Annotated in this window: 18 protein-coding genes; 10 read left to right on the forward strand and 8 right to left on the reverse strand. The window is 65.3% G+C overall.

Translation table 11 applies throughout. The annotated features are described in order from the left end of the window. Nucleotides 1-17: 17 nt before the first annotated feature. From CHB69_RS04380 to CHB69_RS04390, 3 genes are all read right to left on the reverse strand, one after another. On the reverse strand, nt 18-653 hold the full coding sequence (locus CHB69_RS04380; protein ID WP_089214683.1) for a DUF4893 domain-containing protein: 636 nt from the start codon (nt 651-653) through the stop codon (nt 18-20). A gap of 81 nt (nt 654-734) precedes the next feature. Then, entirely contained in the window at nt 735-1,520 is a 786-nt protein-coding gene (locus tag CHB69_RS04385) for a 3-hydroxybutyrate dehydrogenase (protein ID WP_089214805.1), read from the reverse strand. Between the two features lie 31 nt (nt 1,521-1,551). Beyond that, the gene (locus CHB69_RS04390; RefSeq protein ID WP_089214684.1) at nt 1,552-2,709 is read right to left on the reverse strand and encodes a patatin-like phospholipase family protein; all 1,158 of its coding nucleotides are present in this window, start codon (nt 2,707-2,709) and stop codon (nt 1,552-1,554) included. Nucleotides 2,710-2,860: 151 nt separating this feature from the next. Between CHB69_RS04390 and ypfJ the strand changes: the two genes are divergently transcribed. From ypfJ to CHB69_RS04420, 6 genes are all read left to right on the forward strand, one after another. Then, a complete protein-coding gene (ypfJ, locus tag CHB69_RS04395) occupies nt 2,861-3,769 on the forward strand; it encodes a KPN_02809 family neutral zinc metallopeptidase (RefSeq protein WP_089214685.1) in 909 nt (302 codons plus the stop codon). Then, on the forward strand, nt 3,742-5,019 hold the full coding sequence (locus tag CHB69_RS04400) for a Xaa-Pro dipeptidase (RefSeq protein ID WP_089214686.1): 1,278 nt from the start codon (nt 3,742-3,744) through the stop codon (nt 5,017-5,019). Before ypfJ ends, CHB69_RS04400 begins: the two co-directional genes overlap by 28 nt. 345 nt (nt 5,020-5,364) lie before the next feature. Then, nucleotides 5,365-7,434: a S9 family peptidase gene (locus tag CHB69_RS04405; RefSeq protein WP_089214687.1), complete on the forward strand. Its 2,070-nt coding sequence runs from the start codon at nt 5,365-5,367 to the stop codon at nt 7,432-7,434. Between the two features lie 163 nt (nt 7,435-7,597). Then, nucleotides 7,598-10,387, forward strand: a complete 2,790-nt coding sequence (locus CHB69_RS04410; protein WP_089214688.1) for a valine--tRNA ligase — start codon at nt 7,598-7,600, stop codon at nt 10,385-10,387. Nucleotides 10,388-10,565: 178 nt separating this feature from the next. Further along, nucleotides 10,566-11,738, forward strand: a complete 1,173-nt coding sequence (locus CHB69_RS04415; protein ID WP_089214689.1) for a sensor histidine kinase — start codon at nt 10,566-10,568, stop codon at nt 11,736-11,738. Nucleotides 11,739-11,742: 4 nt separating this feature from the next. Beyond that, the gene (locus CHB69_RS04420; protein WP_089214690.1) at nt 11,743-12,474 is read left to right on the forward strand and encodes a LytR/AlgR family response regulator transcription factor; all 732 of its coding nucleotides are present in this window, start codon (nt 11,743-11,745) and stop codon (nt 12,472-12,474) included. 51 nt (nt 12,475-12,525) lie between these two features. Here the strand turns inward: CHB69_RS04420 and CHB69_RS19605 are convergent, their stop codons facing one another. Beyond that, nucleotides 12,526-12,867 (reverse strand): UrcA family protein, encoded by a 342-nt coding sequence (locus CHB69_RS19605; RefSeq protein WP_141133907.1) that lies wholly within the window; start codon nt 12,865-12,867, stop codon nt 12,526-12,528. Nucleotides 12,868-13,154: 287 nt separating this feature from the next. On the opposite strand from CHB69_RS19605, the gene CHB69_RS04430 reads away from it, so the two are divergent. Further along, nucleotides 13,155-13,619, forward strand: coding sequence for a hypothetical protein (locus tag CHB69_RS04430; RefSeq protein ID WP_089214692.1), 465 nt, complete (start codon nt 13,155-13,157; stop codon nt 13,617-13,619). A 25-nt stretch (nt 13,620-13,644) separates the two neighbouring features. Here CHB69_RS04430 and CHB69_RS04435 read toward each other — a convergent pair whose 3' ends face one another. Further along, nucleotides 13,645-14,097 carry a hypothetical protein gene (locus CHB69_RS04435; protein WP_141133908.1) on the reverse strand — a complete coding sequence of 151 codons (453 nt, stop codon included), beginning with the start codon at nt 14,095-14,097 and terminating at the stop codon, nt 13,645-13,647. Nucleotides 14,098-14,206: 109 nt separating this feature from the next. On the opposite strand from CHB69_RS04435, the gene CHB69_RS04440 reads away from it, so the two are divergent. Further along, a complete protein-coding gene (locus tag CHB69_RS04440) occupies nt 14,207-15,742 on the forward strand; it encodes a BCCT family transporter (RefSeq protein ID WP_089214694.1) in 1,536 nt (511 codons plus the stop codon). 6 nt (nt 15,743-15,748) lie between these two features. Here CHB69_RS04440 and CHB69_RS04445 read toward each other — a convergent pair whose 3' ends face one another. Next, the gene (locus CHB69_RS04445) at nt 15,749-17,794 is read right to left on the reverse strand and encodes a M13 family metallopeptidase (protein ID WP_089214806.1); all 2,046 of its coding nucleotides are present in this window, start codon (nt 17,792-17,794) and stop codon (nt 15,749-15,751) included. A gap of 206 nt (nt 17,795-18,000) precedes the next feature. Between CHB69_RS04445 and uvrA the strand changes: the two genes are divergently transcribed. Continuing rightward, nucleotides 18,001-20,982 (forward strand): excinuclease ABC subunit UvrA, encoded by a 2,982-nt coding sequence (uvrA, locus tag CHB69_RS04450; RefSeq protein WP_089214695.1) that lies wholly within the window; start codon nt 18,001-18,003, stop codon nt 20,980-20,982. Between the two features lie 378 nt (nt 20,983-21,360). On the opposite strand, the gene CHB69_RS20035 is transcribed toward uvrA, so the two are convergent. Together CHB69_RS20035 and CHB69_RS04460 are read right to left on the reverse strand one after the other, a co-directional pair. Beyond that, on the reverse strand, nt 21,361-21,519 hold the full coding sequence (locus tag CHB69_RS20035; RefSeq protein WP_170935426.1) for a hypothetical protein: 159 nt from the start codon (nt 21,517-21,519) through the stop codon (nt 21,361-21,363). A 330-nt stretch (nt 21,520-21,849) separates the two neighbouring features. Continuing rightward, complete coding sequence (locus CHB69_RS04460; RefSeq protein WP_089214697.1) at nt 21,850-22,107, reverse strand: putative quinol monooxygenase; 258 nt, start codon at nt 22,105-22,107, stop codon at nt 21,850-21,852. Between the two features lie 318 nt (nt 22,108-22,425). On the opposite strand from CHB69_RS04460, the gene CHB69_RS19610 reads away from it, so the two are divergent. Further along, nucleotides 22,426-23,091 (forward strand): AAA family ATPase, encoded by a 666-nt coding sequence (locus CHB69_RS19610; protein ID WP_141133909.1) that lies wholly within the window; start codon nt 22,426-22,428, stop codon nt 23,089-23,091. Nucleotides 23,092-23,179 lie beyond the last annotated feature (88 nt).

The following is a 23,179-nucleotide window of genomic DNA, read 5'->3' on the forward strand; positions in this document are numbered from 1 at the left end:
TCAACCCCTTTTTCCGATCACCCCGCAGGCACCAGCTCGATCACGTCGAGCAGCGATTCATAGGCTGGCGCCGGCAGCACCAGCCGCCAGCGATTGGCGCCGATCCGCTCGACCAGCCCCGCCATGTCGCGCATCCGGTCGCTGCCATAGTCGATCGGCACCGTCTCGTCGCCGAGTTCGAGCGTGCCGAGAAAGATCTGGCGCTTCAGATCGTCGGGAAAGATCAGCCCGACCGGACGCTGCGATCCCGTCAATTTGGTCAGGCTGGCGATCCCCTGTTCGTCGGCGACGCGGCACTGGAACCAGTCATAGGCGACATAGCCGAGCGTGCCCCGCTGCGCGCCGAGCTTGACCGTGCGGCAGCGATAGTCGCCCGCGGGCAAGTGCGGATTGGGAAGCGCCGCCATCGGATCGAGGAGCACGCCCTCGCGCTCGATGCTCTTGCCATAGCCCTTTGCACGCGCGTCCGCGAGCGCCGCCTGCCAGCTCGCATACCAGTTGCGGATGCGCGTGCGGTCCTGCTCGGTAGCCGTGGCGCGCCACGTCCCCGCAACCGGCGCGTCGGCCGCCGAGGGCGGCATCGACGGCACGGCCTGACACGCTGCGAGCCCCAGCCCCGCCGCGACGACAATCAATCTGGTGCGACCCCACATCGTCCATTCTCCCCGCCCCTGTCGTCGTTAACCTTAGGAGAAGGCGTTACAATGCTCAAGGCCGCGCGTCGGCAATCGCCTTCAGGCGGCGGTCCAGCCGCCATCGACGCTGAGGTTCGCGCCGGTGATGTTCGCGGCTTCGTCACGCGTCAGGAAGACGGCGAGTGCCGCGACCTGCTCGACGGTAACGAACTGCTTGGTCGGCTGGCCGGCGAGCAGCACGTCGTTGATCACCTGCTCGCGCGTCATGTTCCGCGCCTTCATCGTGTCGGGGATCTGCCCTTCGACGAGCGGTGTCCAGACATAGCCCGGACTGATGCAATTGGCGGTGATCCCCGCTTCGGCGACCTCGAGCGCAACGGTCTTCGTCAGCCCCGCGAGTCCGTGCTTCGCGGCGACATAGGCCGATTTGAACGGCGAGGCGACGAGCGAGTGCGCCGAAGCGGTGCCGATGATGCGGCCCCAGCCCTTCTTGCGCATCCCCGGAACCGCATGGCGGATCGTGTGGAAGGCCGACGACAGGTTGAGCGCGAGGATCAGGTCCCATTTCGCGACCGGAAAATCCTCGATCGGCGACACGAACTGGGTGCCGGCATTGTTCACGAGGATGTCGACCCCGCCCAAATCCGCATCGGCGCGCGCGAACATCTCGCCGATTTCGTCGGGCTTGGTCAGGTCGGCACCGTCATAGCTTGCCTTGCCGCCGCTCAGCTTTTCGAGGCCCGCGCGCTCGGCCTCGATCGCGTCGGCGTCGCCGAAGCCATTGATGATCAGGTTCGCACCCTCGGCGGCGAGCGCCTTGGCGATGCCCAGCCCGATGCCCGATGTCGATCCGGTGACGAGGGCGGTCTTGCCTTTGAGATGCATCATATATCCTTTCTTCTTGGGGGAGAGGGTCTCAGGACGCGTCGGGAACCGCTTTCGGCCGCAATTCATCGGCCTGCACGGCGAAGCTTTCGGAGCGCCCTTCGGCGATGCTCTGCGCGAGCAGGTGCCCGCCCTTCATCGCCGCTTCGACGGCGGCGCGGCCGAGCGCCCAATTGGCCTCCATCGTCGAGCGCGAAAATTCGAAGTCGCGCGCGCCCGTCTGCCACGACGGCGGCTCGTGGATCAGCTGGACGACGTTGAGCGCGCGGCAGTCGACCATCTTCTCGACGGCCTTTACTTCGGGAAGGTCGCGCGCGTCGTCGGGCAGCTTGTCGAGCATCTTCTGAACGAGCTGATGCTCCTTGCGCCGCCGGACGAGCCCGTCGGAAATGCGGCGGGTGCGGCTCGAGTAACGGATGTCCTTCTCGCGCGACCATGCTTCTTCCAGATCGTGCGGGCGTTCGCCGCGCGCGGGAAACAGATCGACCTGAAAAACGAGCATATCCTCGCGCGCCGACAGCACGACATGCTCGAGCGGCGTGTTCGAGACGAGGCCGCCGTCCCAATACCATGTCCCGTCGATCTCGACCGGCGGCAGGCCCGGAGGCAGCGCGCCCGACGCGAGGATGTGCCGCGCGTCGATGCGGTCGCTCTTCGTGTCGAAATAGCGGAAATTGCCCGTCTCGACCGCGACTGCCCCAACCGACAAGCGAACCTTGCCGTCGTTGACCCGGTCCCAGTCGACGAGGCGGTCGAGCGTGGCAGCGAGCGGCGCCGTATCGTAGAAGCTCACCGCCGCGGGCGTCTGCGGCTCGGCGAGCGCCGGCGGCGGCCAGCGCGGCGTGAAGAAGCCCGGCACGCCGAAGGTCGCGACCTGCCCCGCCGCGGCGAGATGCGTCCATTCGCGGACGAGGTCGTTGTCGATGCTCGGCAGCGCAGGCAGCGCCGACGAGACGCCATCCCAGAATTCGCGCATCTTGCCGACCGCGTCGTCGCGCGGATTGCCCGCGATGATCGCGGCGTTGATCGCGCCGATCGAAATGCCCGCCACCCAGTCGAGCTCGATGCCGAGGTCGATCAGCGCTTCATAGACGCCCGCCTGATAGGCGCCGAGCGCGCCGCCCCCTTGCAGCACCAGCACGACGAGGTCGGGGAGCGGCAGGGCGGCGGAAGCGGCGCGGCGCGGCATGGGACTCGGGGGATCCTTTCGCGGGGGCTCGGGCCGCCTAGGTGCCTCGCGGCGCCCGGCTTTGCAAGCCCGCCGACCGAAGCCCCTTCCCATCGACGCGCGCGGCTGCAATACCGTCCGAAGGTCAGACCCCTTGCGCTGGAGAGCCCCGATGCGCCTCGACGATTATGATCCCGGCGACGATATTCGCGATCTTGGCCGCAGCGGCGGTGGTTTCGGCGGCGGTGGGGGCGGCGGCATGGGCGGGCTGCTCATCGGCCTGCTGCCGATGCTGCTCGGGCGCAAGATGGGTTGCGGCACGATCGTCCTGCTCGGCGTGCTCGCCTTCGTCTTTTTCGGCGGCGGGATGCAGATGTTCACGGGCGGCACCGGCACCGCCGACCCGATGGCCGACAGCCGGGGCGCGCAGCAAGGCGTCGCCTGCGACACAGCGGCCGAGAAGTTCGCCTGCAACGTCTTCGGCTCGACGCATCAGGTGTGGAGCCAGCTCATCAACGGCTATCAAAAGCCGACGCTCAACTTCTTCACCAATGAGAACCAGTCGGGCTGCGGCGCGGCGCAGGCGGCGATGGGTCCCTTCTATTGCCCCGCCGATCAGGGCGTCTATCTCGACACCGCCTTCTTCGACGAGCTTGCGAGCCGCTTCGGCGCTGCGGGCGATGCCGCGCAGGCCTATGTCGTCGCGCATGAGGTCGGGCATCATATCCAGACGCTGACCGGCACCTCCGACCAGGTCCGTCAGGCGCAAGGTCGCGCCTCGCAGGCCGAGGGCAATGCGATCCAGGTCCGCATGGAACTGCAGGCCGACTGCTACGCCGGCGTCTGGGCGGCGCGTGCTCGCAATCGCGCGGGCCAGCCGGTGATGGAACCCGGCGATATGGAAGAGGCGATGCGCGCCGCCAATGCGATCGGCGACGACACGCTGATGCGCTCGGCGGGCCAGCGTCCCGTGCCCGAAAGCTTTACCCACGGGACCAGCGAGCAGCGCATGACGTGGCTGCGCCGCGGGCTCGAAACCGGAGATCCGCGCCAGTGCGATACCTTCAACGCGTCGCTCTGATCGCGGCGGCGGCACTCGCCGCGACGCCCGCGTCGGCCGCCACGCTCTATGTCGAAACCGGACGCCTGATCGACGGCGTGACCGACGCGGTTCGCACCGGTCAGTGCGTGACGGTCGAGGACGAGCGGGTGAAGGCGGTCGGCCCGTGCGGCGCGACGCCGGCCGGCGCGACGCGGCTCGACTGGTCGGGCTATACCGTGCTGCCCGGGCTGATCGACCTCCACACCCACCTCGCCGACCTCGGCCAGAGCGCCGACCTCGCCGCGCCGATCAAGGCCGGACCCGCTGAAACCGCGCTCGTCGGTGCGCGCAACGCGCGCGTCACGCTCAACGCCGGCTTCACCAGCGTCCGCGACGTCGGAACCTATCGCGGGCTCACCGATGTGGCGCTTCGCAACGCGATCGAGCGCGGCGACGTGCCGGGGCCGCGCATGTGGGTCGCGGGCGCCTATATCACCGTTCGGGGCGGCGGCGGCGAACTCAACGGCGTGGTGCCGAACGACCAGCTTCCCCCCGACATGCGCCTCGGCGTCGCCGCGACGCCCGAGGAAGCCGCCGAAAAGACCGCCTTCCTGCTCGATCATGGCGCCGATTTCATCAAGGCGATCGCGACCGGCGCGGTGCTCGCGATCGGCACCGAACCCGGCGCGCCCGAACTCACCGAGGAGCAATTGCGCGCGGTGGTGAAGGTCGCGCATGCGCGCGGCAAGCGCGTGACCGCGCACGCGCACGGCGCCGAGGGGATCAAGAATGCGATCCGCGCCGGGGTCGACAGCATCGAACATGCGAGCCTCGCCGACGAGGAAGCGCTGCAAATGGCCAAGGCGCGCGGCACCTGGCTGGTCATGGACATCTACAACGGCAGCTACATCGACGAGGAAGGCACAAAGGAGGGCTGGCCCGAGGAATATCTGCGCAAGAATCGCGAGACCACCGACACCCAGCGCGCCGCCTTTCGCCGCGCGGTCGAGCTCGGCGTCAAGCTCGGCTACGGCACCGATGCCGGCGTCTATCCGCACGGGCTCAATGCGCGGCAGTTCGCCAATATGGTCAAATATGGGATGACGCCGATGCAGGCGATCCAGGCCGCAACCGGCCGCGCCGCCGAGGAAATGGGCCGCGACGACGTGGGCGCGATCGTTCCCGGCCGCTACGCCGACATGGTCGCGGTCAAGGCCGACCCGCTGGCCGACATAACGGTGCTCGAAACAATCGACCATGTGATGAAGGGCGGCGCGATCGTCCGCTGACGGGCGGGAGGGGACGCAATAATAAGCCCCTCCTCTTCAGAGGAGGGGTTGGTCGAACGACCGCTTCTCACCCCAAAGCCGTCGTCAAAAAAATGCTGTCCTACAATATCGGACTGTGCCAGCCTTCGCCCCGGCGCTTTCCATATGAGGACGAATCGAGCGACCGCGGCGTGCGGATACGGGTCGCAGCTGGGCGCGGCGAGCCGGCGGCGTCAACGGGCTGAACTTTCCTGAACTTTGGAAGGATATGGAACATGGCAATGGCCGTTCACCGCCCAAGCCCGCCATTATGACAAAGGTCATGAATGGGGTTGAACGTGTGTCATGCACGGCTAAACCCGTCACATGCGAAACCATCTCCTTGCCGGCGCCACCGCGCTCACCGCCGCCCTTTCCGTCAATCCCGCCCTCGCCCGCCCGATGACCGAAGTCGATCTGGCGACGATGAAGCGCGTCGCCGCGCCGGCCGCGTCGCCCGATGGGCGCTGGGTCGCGTTCCAGATCACCGAAACCGCCCCCGAAAGCTATAAGCGCTCGACCGGCCTGTGGCTGCTCGACCGCAAGGCGAAGGACGCGAAGCCGGTGCGCATCGCCGATGTCGCGGGCAAGAACGAAAGCTCCCCCGCCTTCGGCCCCGACGGCCTGCTCTATTTCATCTCCGACGCCTCGGGCAGCGACCAGATATGGCGCGTGGCCACCGACGGCGCCGCCGCGACGCAGGTCACCGACGAAAAAGCCGACGTTGCCGGCTTCAAGATTTCGCCCGACGGCAAGCGCCTGCTCGTCTGGGGCGATGTGCCGAAAGAATGCACGAGCTTCGGCTGCGACGCCAAGAACAAGGGCGCGCTCGTCGGCCCCGGCAGCGGCCGGCTCTACAAGGATGGCGCCGGCTTCGTGCGCCATTGGGACCAGTGGGAGACGCCGGGCACCTATAGCCGCCCCTTCGTCTTCAATCTGGTCGATGGCAAGGCGACGGTGGGCCGCCCGCTCGACGCCGGACTCGTGGGCGACACGCCGTCGAAGCCCTTCGGCGGCGGCGAGGAACTCGCGTGGGGCGCCGACAGCCGCACCGTCTATTTCGCGCTGCGCAAGGCCGACCGCGACGAGCCGCGTTCGACCAACCTCGACATCTATGAGGCCAAGGTCGACGCGCGCATAATGCCGATCAACCTGACCAAAGATAATCAGGCGACCGACACCCTCCCCGCCCCCTCGCCCGACGGCAAATGGCTCGCCTATGGCGCGATGGCGCGGCCGGGTTATGAGAGCGACCGCGTCGTGCTGATGCTGCGCGATCTCGAAAGCGGCGAGACGCGGAAGCTCACCGAGGCGTGGGATCGCTCGGTCGGGTCGATCGCGTGGGCGGCGGACGGCAAGTCGCTCTATGTCACCGCGCAGGACGTGCTCGACCACCCCGTCTTCCGCGTCGACGCGGCGAGCGGCAAGGTCGAACGGCTGAAGGCGTCGAACGAGCCGACCGAGGGCAATATCGGCGACGTCATTCCGCTCGCCGACGGCAGCCTCGTCTTTTCGCGCAACAGCGTGCTGATGCCGACCGACCTCTATGCGCGCGACGCCAACGGCAAGGTGACGCAGCTCACCGCCGCCAACGCCGACACGCTGGCCCAGTTCGACAAGGTCGAAGTCGAACGGATGCAGTTTGCGGGTGCGAACGGCGACAAGGTGTGGGGCATGATCCTCAAGCCCGTCAGCCCGGTCCAGAAACTGCCCGTCGCCTTCTTCGTCCACGGCGGGCCGCAGGGCAGTTTCGGCAACAGCTGGTCGACGCGCTGGAACCCGCGCCTCTTTGCGCAGCAGGGCTATGGCGTCGTCACCGTCGATTTCCACGGCTCGACCGGTTACGGCCAGGCCTTCACCGACAGCATCAACAAGGATTGGGGCGGCAAGCCGCTTGAGGATCTGAAACTCGGCCTCGCCGCCGCGGGCCGGCAGGATGGGCAGCTCGACACCGCCAACGCCTGCGCGCTCGGCGCCTCCTATGGCGGCTATATGATGAACTGGATCGAGGGCCAGTGGACCGATGGCTTCAAATGCCTCGTCCAGCACGACGGCGTCTTCGACGCGCGCGCCATGGCCTATGAGACCGAAGAGCTGTGGTTCGACGAATGGGAGCATGGCGGCGCCTATTTCGAGGTTCCTGAAGAGTTCGAGAAATGGAACCCGGTGAACCATGTCGCCAAATGGCAGACGCCGATGCTGGTGATCACAGGCGAAAAGGATTTCCGCATCCCCTATACGCAGGGTCTCGCCGCCTTCACCGCGCTCCAGCGCCGCGGCGTGCCGTCCGAACTGCTCGTTTTCCCTGACGAGAATCATTGGGTGCTGAAGGGCGCGAACAGCGTCCAATGGCACCAGACGGTGTTTAATTGGTTGGGGCGGTATTTGAAGAAGTAGGCAAGACCTTGTGCTCCCGCGAAGGCGGGAGCCCATCACCGGCCGGTGCAAGTTGGAACCGTCAGGAGATGGGTCCCCGCCTTCGCGGGGACACGCATGTGGTTGCAGCACGGGCGGGTTCCCCCTTGCCGCGCCTTGCCTTGGCTGGCAAAGGCGCCCGGCTATGCCAATGGAAAAGACGTTCGATCCCGCCGCCATCGAGGCGAAATGGTCCCGTGAATGGGAGAGCCGCGGCCTCTATCGCCCGGAGCGCCCCGACGCGCAGCCCTTCACGATCGTCAACCCGCCGCCGAACGTCACCGGCGCGCTCCACATCGGCCATGCGCTCGACAACACGTTGCAGGACGTGCTCGTCCGCTACGAGCGCCTGCGCGGCAAGGATGCTTTGTGGGTCGTCGGCACCGATCATGCCGGCATCGCGACGCAGATGGTCGTCGAGCGCCAGCTCGAGGAGCGGCAGGACAAGCGCACCAACTACAGCCGCGAGGATTTCGTCGAGAAGGTGTGGCAGTGGAAGGCGGAAAGCGGCGGCCAGATCACGCGCCAGCTCCGCCGCCTCGGCTGTTCGATGGACTGGAGCCGCGAACAGTTCACCATGGACCCGCATTTCACGCGCGCCGTCGTCAAGGTGTTCGTCGACCTCTATAATCAGGGACTGATCTATCGCGACAAGCGCCTCGTGAACTGGGACCCCAAGCTCAAGACCGCGATCAGCGACCTCGAGGTCGAGACGCACGAGATTCAGGGCGGCTTCTGGCACTTCAAATATCCGCTCGCCGATGGCGTCACCCTCGACGACGGCCGCGACCATATCGTCGTCGCGACGACGCGCCCCGAAACGATGCTCGCCGACATGGCGGTCGCGGTGCATCCGGGCGATCCGCGTTACAAGAGCGTGATCGGCAAGGACATCCTCCAGCCGATCACCGGCCGCCGTTTCAAGGTGATCGCCGACGAGCACGCCGATCCCGAACTCGGATCGGGCGCGGTCAAGATCACCCCGGGGCATGATTTCAACGACTTCGAGGTCGGCAAGCGCGCCGGTTTCAAGCCTGCCGAAATGCTCAACATGTTCGACGGCGATGCGAATGTGATCCAGACCGCCGACGGGCTGATCCCCGACGAATATATCGGCCTCCACCGCTTTCGGCGCGACGGCAAGGACGGCGCGCGCGAACTCGTCGTTCAGCGCATGAAGGAAGGCGGCTTCCTGATCCCGCACGTCGACAAGGACGGGAGCGAGCACGACGCCGAACCGCGCACGATCCAGACTCCTTTTGGGGACCGCGGCGGCGTGGTCATCGAACCCTGGCTGACCGACCAATGGTATGTCGACGCCAAAACGCTCGCCCAGCCGCCGATGCAGGCGGTCCGCGACGGCCGCATCAACATCGTCCCCAAGACGTGGGAAAAGACCTTCTTCAACTGGATGGAGAATATCCAGCCGTGGTGCGTGTCGCGGCAATTGTGGTGGGGACACCGGATTCCGGCGTGGTACGCCGAAGACGGCAGCATTTTCGTCGCTGAGACCGAGGAAGAAGCGCAAGCCGAAGCCGGCGAAGGCATTGTCCTGACCCGCGACCCCGACGTCCTCGACACCTGGTTCTCCTCGGCGCTCTGGCCCTTCGCGACGCTCGGCTGGCCCGACGATACCGAGCTTCTGCGTCGCCACTACCCCAACGACGTGCTCGTCTCGGGCTTCGACATCCTCTTCTTCTGGGATGCGCGCATGGCGATGCAGGGGATGCATTTCCTGAACGAGGTGCCGTGGAAGACGCTCTATCTCCACGGCCTTGTCCGCGCGCCCGACGGCGCGAAGATGTCGAAGTCGAAGGGTAATGTCGTCGATCCGCTCGGGCTGATCGACCAATATGGCGCCGACGCGCTGCGCTTCTTCATGGCGGCGATGGAAAGCCAGGGCCGCGACATCAAGATGGATGACGCGCGCCTCGCGGGCTACCGCAATTTCGCGACCAAGCTGTGGAACGCCGCGCGCTTCTGCGAGGCCAACGGCATTTCGGCCTCGACGACGCTCGAAGCCCCTGCCGCAACGCTGCCGGTCAACCGCTGGATCATCGGCGAGGTCGCCGACACCGTCGCGGCGATCGACAAGGCCTTCGCCGCCTATCGCTTCGACGAGGCCGCCAACGCGATCTACAGCTTTGCGTGGGACCGCTTCTGCGACTGGTATCTCGAACTGATCAAGCCGGTGCTTTCCCCCCTCCCGCTTGCGGGAGGGGTCGGGGGAGGGCCGGTTTCTGACGAAAGAGCGACCGAGGACACGCCCTCCCCTAACCCCTCCCGCAAGCGGGAGGGGGACGAGGCGGCCGAAACCCGCGCCGTCGCGGGCTGGGTGCTCGACCAGATCCTCGTCATGCTCCACCCCTTCATGCCCTTCATCACCGAAGAGCTGTGGACCGGGCTTGGCGACCGCGCCGACTATCCGCTGATCACCGCAAAATGGCCCGCGCCGAAGGTGGAGCGCGACCCGCAAGCGAGCGCCGACATCGACTGGCTGATCAAGCTGGTCGGCGAACTGCGCGGCGCCAAGGCCGAACTCGGCCTGCCGCCCGGCGCGCGCCTGACCGCGCATTTCCCGGCATCGCTCAAGGGGCGCACCGGCAAGCTTTCGGCGCAGCTCGATCGCCTCGCGCGCCTCGAAGCGATCCGCTTCGATCCCGCCCCCGCGGGCGCTTCGGCGCAGCTCGTCGTCGAGGGCGAGACGATCACCGTCCCCCTCGAAGGCGTGATCGACATCGCAGCCGAGCGCGACCGGCTGAGCAAGGCGCTCGCCGCGACGACCAAGGAGCGCGACAGCCTCGCCGGCCGCCTGTCGAACCCCAATTTCGTCGAGCGCGCCAAGCCCGAAGCGGTCGAAAAGGCGCGCGCCGACCATGACGCCAAGGCTGCCGAAGCCGACCGCCTCACCGCCGCGCTGGCGCGGCTGGGGTGAGCGACGAAGGCGAATTCTCTCCGCAGGCGGAGAGGGTTTTGCACGAGAGACCCGTCGCTCGCGATGGGGTGGGCCGGAGACGCAGACCGGCCGGGCTTTCGACCAACCTCCGCCGCGCTTCGACTGGCGGCGCATGGCGTGCTGGCCTTTCGCGCGTGCTGTGCGTTAGGGGATGAGGATGAACGCTTCCGATCCGAAATTGGTGCAACGCGACACGCGCGCGCGGCTGCTCGCCGCCGCGCCCGACTGGCGCGCGTCCGACGCGCGCATCGACCCGCGCGTCGCGATCGGCTCGATCATTGCGATGTGGATGCTCTATTTCCTGATCACCACGGGCCTCGCGATGCTGTCGGGGGCGCCCGACCAATGGGCCTTCGTCGGGCGCCGAGCGCTCGTCGTGCTCGCGGGCATCTTTTGCACCTTCACCCTCTATCAACTGCTCCAGCGCGCACAGCCGCGCAGCTTCGGCGCCCGGCTCGCCGCGGCAATGGGCGCCGCGATCCCGCTCGTCATCCTCTATGCGACGGTCAACCTGCTCGTCTTCTTCTATTGGTTCCCGTCGGACGACACCGCGCAGATCATCGAGGAGGTGCAATCGAAATTCCCGGTCGCGTGGGAAATGATGCTGATCCTCGACAGCTCGATCCGCTGGTATTTCTTCTTCGCCGTCTGGGCGGCGCTTTATGTCGCCTTCGGCTATGCGAACGAGATGCGCGCGGTCGAGCGGCGCGCGAACAGCTATCGGCTCGAGGCGAAAAATGCGCAGCTCCGCGCGCTCCACTATCAGGTCAATCCGCACTTCCTGTTCAACACGCTCAATTCGCTGTCGACGCTGGTGATGCGCGGCTCGAAGGCCGAGGCCGAGGCGATGATCATGAACCTCTCGGCCTTCCTGCGCTCGAGCCTCGAGATCGACCCCGAACAGTTCGTGAGCCTAGACGAAGAGATCGCGCTTCAACGCCTCTATCTCGACATCGAACAGGCGCGCTTTCCCGATCGGCTCCAGGTCGACGTCGATATGCCCGACGAGCTCAAAAATGCCTGCGTGCCGGTGCTGATCCTGCAACCGATCATCGAAAATGCGATCAAATATGGCGTCGCGCCGAGCAAGGGCAAGATCGGCATTCGCCTGACCGCGAGCAGCGAATATGGTCTGCTCGTCCTGCGCATCGAGAATGACATCGACCCCGCCGCGCCGACGCCCGAGCCCGGCACGGGCCTGGGGCTCGGCAACGTCCGCGAGCGGCTGCTGACGCGCTATGGGCCGACCGCGGGCTGCGAATGGGGCCGGACCGAAGAGGGGGGGTTCTTCGTCTCGCTATGGCTGCCGCTGGCAAGGCAAGGATGCTGAGGAGATGATGCAGGCGTTGCGCACGCTGATCGTCGACGACGAGCCGCTCGCGATCGAGCGATTGCAGATACTGGCGGGGCAGCAGGAGGGCGTGTCGCTCGTCGGCACCGCGAGCGACGGCGCTTCGGCGTTGCGCATGGTCGATGCGCTCGCACCCGACCTTTTGCTCTGCGACATCGCCATGCCCGATCTCAACGGGCTCGAGGTTGCGGCCGCCGTCGACAAGCTCGACCATCCGCCCGCCGTGGTCTTCGTGACCGCCTTCGACCGTTATGCCGTCGCGGCTTTCGACGTCGCGGCGGTCGACTATCTGCTGAAACCCGTTTCGCCCGAACGGCTGGCGAAGGCGCTGGCACGGGTCCGCGAGTGGCGCGCGACCGAACGCGGCAGCCACAAGAAGAGCCAGTGGATCGAGGAATTCTGGGTCCAGAATCGCGGCGAAATGCTGCGCGTCGATGCGCATCAGGTCGATCTGATCGAGGCCGAGCGCGATTATATGCGGCTGCACGTCGGCGGCCGCAGCTGGCTGATCCACCAGACGATCAAGTCACTGGAAGAGCGAATGGACCCCGACCGGTTCCTGCGCATCCACCGCTCGAAGATGGTGCGCCGCGACGGCATCGTCGGCCTGAAGCATCACGGAGACGGCGCATGGAGCGTCGATCTGGGCGAAGGAGGCGTTCATCGCATCGGACGCACCTATCTGCACGACGTCAAGGCGATCATGCAGCGCTGAGCAAAAGGCGGCCGTCCCGCAAGGAACCGCCGCCTTCCGGCACCGCGTCGGTCAATTGGCCGCCACGTGCAAGGGACCTGCGGAAGCCAGTTTCCCGCCGCTGAACAGCATCGCAAGCTGAGGTTCGGTGTCGCGGATCGCCGCGTCGCGGCATTTGACATACATCAGCTGATCGCGAAGAGTGACGCGAGCGATGCTATAATCGCTGCACACTTTGCGCGCGGCCCTTGCGACACGCTCCCGCAGCCGTTGTTGATCGGCGGCACTCGCAAGGTCGAGATCGCCATAGCGGACGTATGCGCGTCGCTCGGTGACCTCATCGGCCGCCAGCGCCGGCGCTGCGCCCGCCGCCGCGAGCGGCGCAGCGAAGAGGAGGAGAGAAAGTTTCGCCATGGGTTTAGCCCTTTCGAACCGAGGGGGGACGCAGGATGCGGGAGCCCGGACCGGGGAGACCGCTGCTCCTGCACCCCGCATGACCGGGAATGGCGCGCTTTCACGGCGGATGCACTTGGGCTTCGACGGGACATGGCGCGGGCTCGATTGGCAGACGAAGCGCATTCGGGCGTCGACCAATGGCCGGCGGGGGGTGCGGGTTGGCTGATTCCAGGCAAAGGGCACTTGGGGCATGGGCCAGATCGCGCCGCTTCCTGGGCGGCGCGGTGGTTTTTGCCCTTTTCGGAATGGCCGGCGGGTGGTTGCTCGGCCAGCTTGCGGTCGGCGAGGGTCTCTATCGCACGGCCCGAGGGGAAATCCGATCGAGCTTCGCCGAACTCAGCGGCAATCCTGAAGCGATCGCCGCCGACCCGGCACCCACGCCCATCCCATGCCCCGGTTGCGCCGATGCCCGCGCTGCGGCCGAGCGTCTGCGTTCAGCGCGATATGATCGCGCCGGTGACGAGTTTCGCTCGATCGAACCCGTCGAACTTGCCTATCCGCCGATTTACGAGTCCCTCGACGATTATGGGGCGGAGCCCATCCCCGGCTATCCTGCGCCGCCCGCTACAAGGATGTCTCGCGCCCTCCCGCCCCGCGTCGAGCAGGTCGGCAATTCGCGCCTCGTCACCCTCCCTGCCGACAGCGTGCCGACCGCGCCGGAGCCGCCGATCGCGATCCGGATTCCGCCCGCCCAGCCTTCGGAACAATAGAGGCCAATCCTTCTACGAAGCCCGATCAAGGTTTTGGCGGCGTCGACGGCGCAGGCTTGGCGCAGCGGCTGGTGTCACCCGCCTTGCAGGCCGCAACATCGGCTTCCCATTGCTTTTTTTCGGCCTCGAACCGCATCCGCTCTTCGGCCGACATTGCAGCGACCCGGGCCTTTTCGGCCTCATAGGCCGCCGTTTCGGCAGCAAAATTCTGCTGGGCGGCTTCGGCTTCGCGGGCGGCGGCCTGTGCCTCCTGCTCATAGGTGACATTTTCCGCTTTCGCGCGGCTGGCCTGCGCCGCGTTGAGCTGGGCGGTATGCGCGCGCTCTTCAGCCGTGGTGCCATCGGGTGCTTTTTCGGATGTCTTCACATCGCCGGCGGCAGCCGGGCTATCGGCGGTCGAGGTCGACTGATATGCTGCCGCTGGTCCTGCACCGAGCAAGGCGAACGCCGCACCGGCGGTCCAGATCATCCTCGTCATCCCATATCTCCTGATCGAAAGTCCGTTCGCGCGTAAAAACGCGCCGTCCCGGCTTGCGTTCCACCCGCGATTTGACCGCGCGCGTCCCAGCCGCCATGCTGACCGCTTCATGGCCCTTGCCCCCTTCCATCCCGTCAACCGGCCCGTTTTTCTGGTGCCGCTGCTCGTGCTGATCGCAGCGCTTCTCCTCAGCCTCTGGCACGGCCCTGCCTTTCTGGCGGTCGAAACCGCGATCAACGACTGGGTCTTGCAGACTTTCGGCGCGGCTTTTGCCGTAACGAGCGTCGCTTTCCTCTTCCTCCTAGCTTGCGTGGCTCTCTCGCCGCTCGGCGCGACGGTGATCGGCGGACCCGGTGCGACGCCGTTGCTCGGTCGCTGGCGCTGGTTTGCCGTGACCCTTTGTACCACCATCGCGACCGGCATTCTCTTCTGGGGCGTCGCCGAGCCGCTTTTTCATCTCGACGATCCGCCAGCGATGCTCGGCCTCGCGCCCGGCAGCGACGCCGCGGCGACCTTCGCCATGTCGACGATGTTCCTGCACTGGACGCTGACGCCCTATGCTATCTACACCGTCCCGGCGCTCGCCTTCGCGATCCTCTATTATAATCGCGCCGAACCCTTCAGCCTGTCGTCGCTCTTCGTTCCGCTGATCGGCAGGCGCGCGCACGGATTGACGGGCACGGCGATTGATATCGTCTGCCTTTTCGCGCTGGTCGCGGGCATGGCGGCCTCGCTCGGCGCCGGAATATTGGCGCTCGCGGGGGGCATCGAAGGGATTGGCCGCTTTTCGGGTGGTGCGACGCTGCGCTGGGCGATCGCGGCGGCGATCGTGGGCACCTTCGTCGTCTCAGCGGCCTTGGGTCTCCAGCGTGGCATCACGCGGCTGTCGCTGCTCAATATCTGGCTGTTCTTCGCGGTTTTGCTCTTCGTCCTCGTCACTGGACCGACCGGACGCCTGCCGGTTCTGGGCGGAGAGGGTGCGGCCGACTATGCCGCGACCTTCCTGCCGCGTAGCCTGGGCCTCGACGTCGATGCCGACTGGCACCGGCAATGGACGATCTTCAACTGGGCCAACTGGTTCGCCTGGGCGCCGGTCACCGCGCTGTTTCTCGGCCGGCTCGCGGTCGGCTATACGGTGCGCGCCTTCATTGCCGTCAACCTGCTCCTTCCCGCCCTGTTCGGCGCGGTGTGGATGGTCATCATCGCCGGCACGACGATCACCATCGACCAGCAATCGGGAGGCAGCCTTTATGCAGTGCTCACCCGCGTCGGTCCCGACCCTCTGCTCTACCGGCTGTTCAGCGAGCTCGGCGGCGGCCTTCCCGTCCTCGTCGTGCTGATCGCGGCAATCTTTCTCTCCTATGTGACAGCCGCCGACAGCAATGTTTCTGCCATGAGCGCGCTCTCGACGCACGGCATCTCGCCCGAAACGCCCGAAGCACCGCTTTGGGTCAAGATCGTCTGGGGCGCCACCATCGGCCTCGTCGCGATGATCCTCGTCGCGGCAGCGGGCCTCGACGGCATCCGCATGATGTCGGTGCTGGGCGGCTTTCCCGCGCTGTTCGTGATCGGCGGCGCCGCGCTGTCGTTGCTGCTGATGGCGGTGCGGGGACGGCACCGCGCCGTCCCCGCCTCCGCCGAATAGCTCACCTTACCAGATGCGGGTCCGCGCCTCGGGCTTCAGATAATATTTGGCGTCGGGCGTGACGTTGAACGCCTTGTACCAGGCGTCGACGTTGCGCGTCGGGCCGATGATGCGCCAGCGCGCCGGGCTATGCTCGTCGCTCGCCACCTGCTGCTTGATCGCGTCCTCGCGCGCCTTGTCGCGCCACGCCTGCGCAAAGGCGAGGAAGAAGCGCTGGTCGCCGGTCAGTCCGTCGATCACCGGCGCCTCCTTGCCGCCGAGCGAGCGGTGATAGGCGTCATAGGCGATTTCGAGCCCTGCAAGGTCGGCGATATTTTCGCCCATCGTCAGGTCGGGATTGATGAAGGCGCCGGGCGCCGCCTCATAGGCCGCATATTGCGCGCCGAAACCCTTCGCCTGCTCCTCGAAGCGCCGGGCATCGGCGGGTGTCCACCAGTCGCGCACCGCGCCGCTTGCGTCGATCTTGCGCCCTTGATCGTCGAAACCATGGCTGATCTCGTGGCCGATCACCGCGCCGATCGCGCCATAGTTGACCGCGTCGTCGACTCCCTCGCTGAAATAGGGCGCCTGCAAGATACCCGCCGGGAAGACGATCTTGTTTTCGAGCCCGCCATTATAGGCGTTCACTTCCTGCGCGTTCATCGCCCATTTCTTGCGGTCGACGGGCTTGTCCAGATCCTCCAGCGCATAGGCATATTCGAACGCGGCGCTGCGCTCGACATTGCCATAGAGATCGGCGGGATCGAGCTTCAGCGCCGAATAGTCGCGCCACTTGTCGGGATAGCCGACCATCACGTCCATCCTGTCGAGCTTGGCGAGCGCGGCCTCCTTGGTCGCCGGCGCCATCCAGCTGTTGCCGCGGATGCGGTCGCCCATCGCGAGTTTCAGGTTAGCGACCAGCGCTTCCATCTTGGCCTTGGCGCTCGGCGGGAAATATTTCGCCGCATATTCGCGCCCGACGAGCTCGCCGAGACTGCCATCGACCAGTGTCAGCCCGCGCTTCCAACGCGGACGCAGCTCGCTGACCCCGCTCATCACCTTGGTGAACTCGAAACGGTTGTCGACGAACGCCTTCGACAAATAGGGCGCCGCATTGTCGGCGACGTGAAAATCCTGCCACAGCTTCAGCGTGTCGAGCGGGGTCTTCGCATAAAGCGCCGCAATGTCCCTGATCGCGGTATTTTCATTGACGATGATCCGCTTTTGCGGCGGGATTTGCGCGCCTTCGAACCAGGCGCTCCAGTCGAGCCCGGGCGCATAGGCGGCAAGCTCGGCCGCCGACATCGGATTGTTGATCTTGCCGAGGTCGCGGCGGTCGGCGATCGGCCAGCTCGCCTTCGCGATCTCGGTCTCGAACGCCATGATCGTATCGGCCGCCTTTTCGGGCGCCGGATTGCCGATCAGCTTCATCGTGCGCACGATATAGGCGCGATAGGCGTCGCGCTGCGTCTTGAACTGATCCGACAGATAATATTCGCGGTCGGGAAGTCCGATGCCGCCCTGCCCCAGCCACAGCACATTCGTCGTCGGATCGTCGGTGTCGGCATAGGGGCCGCCGCCGACGATGCTGTAGCCAAAGGCCCCCTGCGAGCGCCCCATGAAGCGCGCCATCGCGCTCTTGTCCTTGATCGCCGCGACGCGTGCCAGGTCGGCCTTCAGCGGAGCAGCGCCAAGCGCCTCGACGCGCGCTTCGTCCATGAAGCTCTGATAGAGCGCGCCGACCTGGCTCGTCGCCGGCGCCTGCGTCACCAGCGCGCGGAGCTGACGCTGCGTCAGATTATAAACGTCATAATCGACGCCCGCCGACGCCTGATCGGCCGGAATCTCGGTATTCTTGAACCAGGTGCCATTGGCGTAGCGGTCGAAATCGTCGCCCGGCCTGACCGACGTATCGCGCGCGCCGAGATCGACGCCCCAGCTGCCGAATTTGAGCGGTGCGAGCGATCCGGTATCGGCCGCCGCTTCGGTCGCGGGCGCAGCGTCCGATTGCGCGAGCGCGGCGGGGCCGGCGAGCGCGAGCGACGCCGCCGACAGGAGCAGGAAATATTTCATCGAATGTCCCCGTTTGATATTGCGATGGTCCGGCATGGGCCGCGCAGGGGGCGCCCGCACGGCCTTTCTGGCAAGCGTCGGAAATGCTTCGACGAACGGCGCCCGCGCCGCGCCGGCATCTTGCGCCACGCCGCCCGGTGCCCCATGTTTCGGGTCATCGCGCAGCCTCTTGCGCATCAAGAACAAATCTGGAACACACCTCTCCCATGAGTCTCACCCACATCTCGGTGCGCGGCGCGCGCGAGCATAATCTGAAGGGCGTCGACGTCGACCTGCCGCGCGACAGCCTGATCGTCATCACCGGCCTGTCGGGGTCGGGCAAATCGAGCCTGGCGTTCGACACCATCTATGCCGAGGGACAGCGGCGTTATGTCGAGAGTCTGTCGGCCTATGCGCGCCAGTTCCTCGAGATGATGCAGAAGCCCGACGTCGAACATATCGACGGCCTGTCGCCCGCGATCAGCATCGAGCAGAAGACGACGAGCCGCAACCCGCGCTCGACGGTCGCCACCGTCACCGAAATCTACGACTATATGCGCCTCCTCTGGGCGCGGGTCGGCATCCCCTATTCTCCCGCGACCGGCGAGCCGATTTCGGCACAGAGCGTCGCCGACATGGTCGACCGCGTGATGGCGCTGCCCGAGGGCACGCGCGCCTATCTGCTCGCCCCCGTCGTGCGCGGGCGCAAGGGCGAATATAAGAAGGAACTGGCGCAGTGGCAGAAGGAAGGCTTCACGCGCGTCCGCATCGACGGTGAATTTTACGAGATCGAGGACGCGCCGGCGCTCGACAAGAAATACAAGCATGACATCGAGGTGGTCGTTGACCGCATCGTCGTGCGCGAGGGCATCGAAACGCGGCTCGCCGACAGTTTCGAAACCGCGCTCAAGCTCGCCGAGGGGCTGGCATATGTCGATCTTGCCGATACGACGGTGGCGGAGGCGCAGGACAATTCCCCCCTCCCGCTTGCGGGAGGGGTCGGGGGAGGGCCTGTTCCCTTGGCCGAGGGCGCCGACATGCCCTCCCCTAACCCCTCCCGCGAGCGGGAGGGGAATCTCAAGGGCGCCGGCATCCCCGCGAACCGCATCATCTTTTCCGAGAAATTCGCCTGTCCCGTGTCGGGCTTCACCATCGCCGAGATCGAGCCGCGGCTGTTCAGCTTCAACGCGCCGCAGGGCGCGTGCCCGGCGTGCGACGGGCTCGGCGAGCGGCTCGAGTTCGACCCCGAACTCGTCGTCCCCAACCATGCGCTGAGCCTGAAGAAGGGCGCGGTGGTGCCGTGGGCGAAATCGAATCCGCCCTCGCCCTATTACATGCAGGTGCTCGAAAGCCTGGCGAAGGCCTATGACTTCGACCTCAATACCCCATGGCAGGACCTGCCCGGCGGGGTGCAGCAGATCATCCTCTATGGCAGCGGCGGGATGCCGGTCGAGCTGACCTTCAAGGACGGCCGCCGCACCTATACGACGCACAAGGCGTTCGAGGGCGTCATCGGCAACCTCAACCGGCGGATGTTGCAGACCGAGAGCGCGTGGATGCGCGAGGAGCTGGGCAAATATCAGACCGCGCAGCCGTGCGAGACGTGCCACGGCGCGCGGCTGCGCCCCGAACCGCTCGCGGTTAGAATCGCTGGCGAGAATATAAGCCAGTCGGCGCAGCGCAGCGTCGCCGACGCCTATGCGTGGTTCGGCACCCTCGAAGAGAAGCTGAACGACCAGCAGAAGCAGATCGCGAAGGCGATTTTGAAAGAGATCAACGAGCGGCTGGGCTTCCTCAACAATGTCGGGCTCGACTATCTCAACCTCAACCGCACCAGCGGCACCCTGTCGGGCGGCGAGAGCCAGCGCATCCGCCTTGCGAGCCAGATCGGCAGCGGGCTGTCGGGCGTGCTCTATGTCCTCGACGAGCCGAGCATCGGCCTGCACCAGCGCGACAACGACCGGCTGCTCGAAACGCTGAAGCGGCTCCGCGACCTCGGCAACACGGTGATCGTCGTCGAGCATGACGAGGATGCGATCCGCCACGCCGACCATGTCGTCGACATGGGACCCGGCGCGGGCGTCCACGGCGGCGAGATCGTCGCCGAGGGCACGCTGAAACAGGTGCTCGCGAACAAGAAGAGCCTGACCGCGGCCTACCTCACCGGCGCCAGGAAGATCGAGGTGCCGGCGCACCGCCGCCCCGGCAACGGCTTCGATCTGGTGCTGAAGGGCGCGCGCGCGAACAACCTGCAGAATGTCACCGCGACGATCCCGCTCGGCACCTTCACCTGCGTCACCGGCCTGTCGGGGTCGGGCAAGTCGAGCCTGATCATCGACACGCTCTACGCCGCCGCGGCGCGCACCCTCAACGGCGCGCGGCTCGTCGCGGGGCCGCACGAGGCGCTGACCGGGCTCGAGCATCTCGACAAGGTGATCGACATCGACCAGTCGCCGATCGGCCGCACCCCGCGGTCGAACCCCGCGACTTATACGGGCGCCTTCACGACGATCCGCGACTGGTTCGCGGGGCTGCCGGAGGCGCAGGCGCGCGGCTACAAGCCGGGGCGCTTCAGCTTCAACGTCAAGGGCGGGCGCTGCGAAACCTGCACCGGCGACGGGCTGATCAAGATCGAGATGCACTTCCTGCCCGACGTCTATGTGACGTGCGAGACGTGCCACGGCAAACGCTACAACCGCGAAACGCTGGAGGTGAAGTTCAAGGGCAAGAGCATCGCCGACGTGCTCGACATGACGGTCGAGGATGCCGCCGACTTCTTCAAGGCGGTGCCCGCGATCCGCGACAAGATGGCGATGCTGTGCCGCGTCGGGCTCGGCTATATCAAGGTCGGGCAACAGGCGACGACGCTGTCGGGCGGCGAGGCGCAGCGCGTCAAGCTGGCGAAGGAGCTGTCGCGCCGCTCGACCGGGCAGACGCTCTATATCCTCGACGAGCCGACGACGGGGTTGCATTTCGAGGATGTCAGGAAACTGCTCGAAGTGCTGCAGGCGCTGGTCGATCAGGGCAACAGCGTGGTGGTGATCGAGCACAACCTCGACGTCATCAAGACCGCCGACTGGATCGTCGACCTCGGCCCCGAAGGCGGGGTGAAGGGCGGCGAAATCGTCGCGGCGGGGACGCCGGAACAGGTGGTCAAGGAGCCGCGCAGCTTCACGGGGCAATATCTGAAGCCGCTGCTGGCCAAATAAGATTCCCCACCCCGTGGGGAGGGGGGCCGCCGCAGGCGGTGGAGGGGTGCCGCGGCCTTGCGCCAAACGGTTGGGCCGGCGCTATTTTATCTCACGCGAAGCCGCGAAGGCGCGAAGAAGGAAAAAGGGGGACTCACACAAAGACACAAAGGCACGAAGACCGGCACCACCCCGTTCGTGCTGAGCGTGTCGAAGCACCGTTCTTCTTGCGGCATCGAAAGATAGAACAGCCCCTTCGACGAGCTCAGGCGAACGGATTCTGGAAAATCTTTGTGCCTTTGTGCCTTTGTGTGAGGCCCCTTTTTCTTTTTTTCCTTCTTCGCGTCCCCTCGACCGCCTTGGCAGGCGCTCAGAACAGGCGCTTTGCGTAGGACCATCCTACCCCGTCGCCCGCGCCGTCCCATCCTCGGCGGCGCCGATGCGGATCGCGGGCAGCTGCGGCGACCCGCGCGCCGCACGCGTCCAAAGTTCAGTAAAGGTCAGCCTTGTGCGCCGCCTTTCGCCGCCCCGTTCGGGGACCGGGAAAAAGCCGGCCAAGCCCGCACGCGGGGCGGGCGGCACGCGCGTCTGTCCATGATCTGAAAAGAGCCGGATGCAGACTGGCACAGCGCGGCCATGTAGGACAGCGATTTCGTTGCCGCCCGGTTTCCCGCCCCTCGCCGTCCCCTGCGCCTCTGCCCGGAGCCGATTGGCGCTTGTATCTCCAGGACAAGGAGCAAGGTGATCCCCGGCGAAGGCCGGGGTCCATACGAGGAAGGCGCACACGCAATCTGGACCCCGGCCTGCGCCGGGGATCACGCCCTTGTCTGAAAGGGATAAATGCCCATCAAGTCCGGGATGACGAAGACGGAAAGGCGCGCCCCGCCCCTACCCCATCACCTTTGCCGTTACATCCTCTGCCGCATAGATGCGGATCACGGGCGGCGCGGACGACAGCGCGCGCATCTGTGCGATGAAGGCGCGCGCGGCGGGTTCGGCGAAGTGGGCGCGGACCGCCTTGACGCTCTCCCATTCCTCGCCGAAGACCAGCCGGTGCGGATTTTCGACATCGATATGGCAATGATGCGCCAGACACCCCGGTTCGGAGCGCGACCGCGCGCTATGCTCAGCGCCGAGCGCGATCATGCGCCAAATCCACGAGCATTGACGTATCCAATATTCAGGGCGAATGTCTGCGCATGAGCTCAGCCATTAAATTTCCCTGTGACCTGTGCGGCTCGTCGGTGCACTTCGGCGGCGGCCGGTATGAAGGGCACTCGCTACCGCACTATAAAATGTTTCTTTGTCGTCCCTGCTACTCAATGAACTGGGACGGAATTTCGCCACTTCTTGAACAAAAATTCTTGGCACATCTGAAACTTAATAATATACCGATTCCGAACCGAAACGCGAAGGGATGGTTTCTGAGATAAACCATTCCACTTCAACAGAAGTGAAAGAAAAATGATATCACATTTCAAGTTAAAAGATGTTTTTACGCCTGGCGGTCAACCATCTGTGACTTACGTCAGTCGGGATCATTTAAAACTGGAGCAGCGAGTCAAAGAGGCGCTTGCTCGAGGCTACGCAATAAACGTCGTGACGGGTCCAACAAAGTCTGGAAAAACCGTACTGTGCAATCACGTTCTTTCTCAAGCCGGCGCCTCCGTATCTATAGAAGGCGGGCAAATACGAACGGATGAGGAGTTTTGGTCTCAAATTGCTCATCAGCTTGAATTGGGGCGCGAAAGAGTACGAACAGAATCTGGTAGTCAAACGGACACTGCATCCGGCGGCGTAAAATTCGGCATCCCAAACGTGGCAGAAGTAAATTTTGGCGGCGACAGCGCCGTTGGCCGAACCACTGAACGCTCCATAACATACGATGTGAACCATAAGCTAGCCTCCCTGCAGCACATGGTCGACAATGACGTTGCATTGCTGGTTGATGATTTTCACTATATTCCACAAGAAGTTCAAAAGTCGATAATCCAAACATTAAAGGGAGCAGTTTTTAAGGGGCTTTCTGTAATACTGTTAGCTGTTCCACATCGCGCTTTTGACCCAATTACTGTAGAGCAAGAATTGGAAGGACGATTTAAGAGTCTGATTCAAAATTATCGTTCATAATTTCATAGCCTTGCGATGCGGCGAGTGAAGAGTTGTATCGAGGCGACGAAGAGCCATGCGGTTGCCGATGCGATGGTCTGTTCGAAGT

Origin of the sequence: Sphingopyxis indica (assembly GCF_900188185.1) — a bacterium.
GTDB lineage: Bacteria > Pseudomonadota > Alphaproteobacteria > Sphingomonadales > Sphingomonadaceae > Sphingopyxis > Sphingopyxis indica.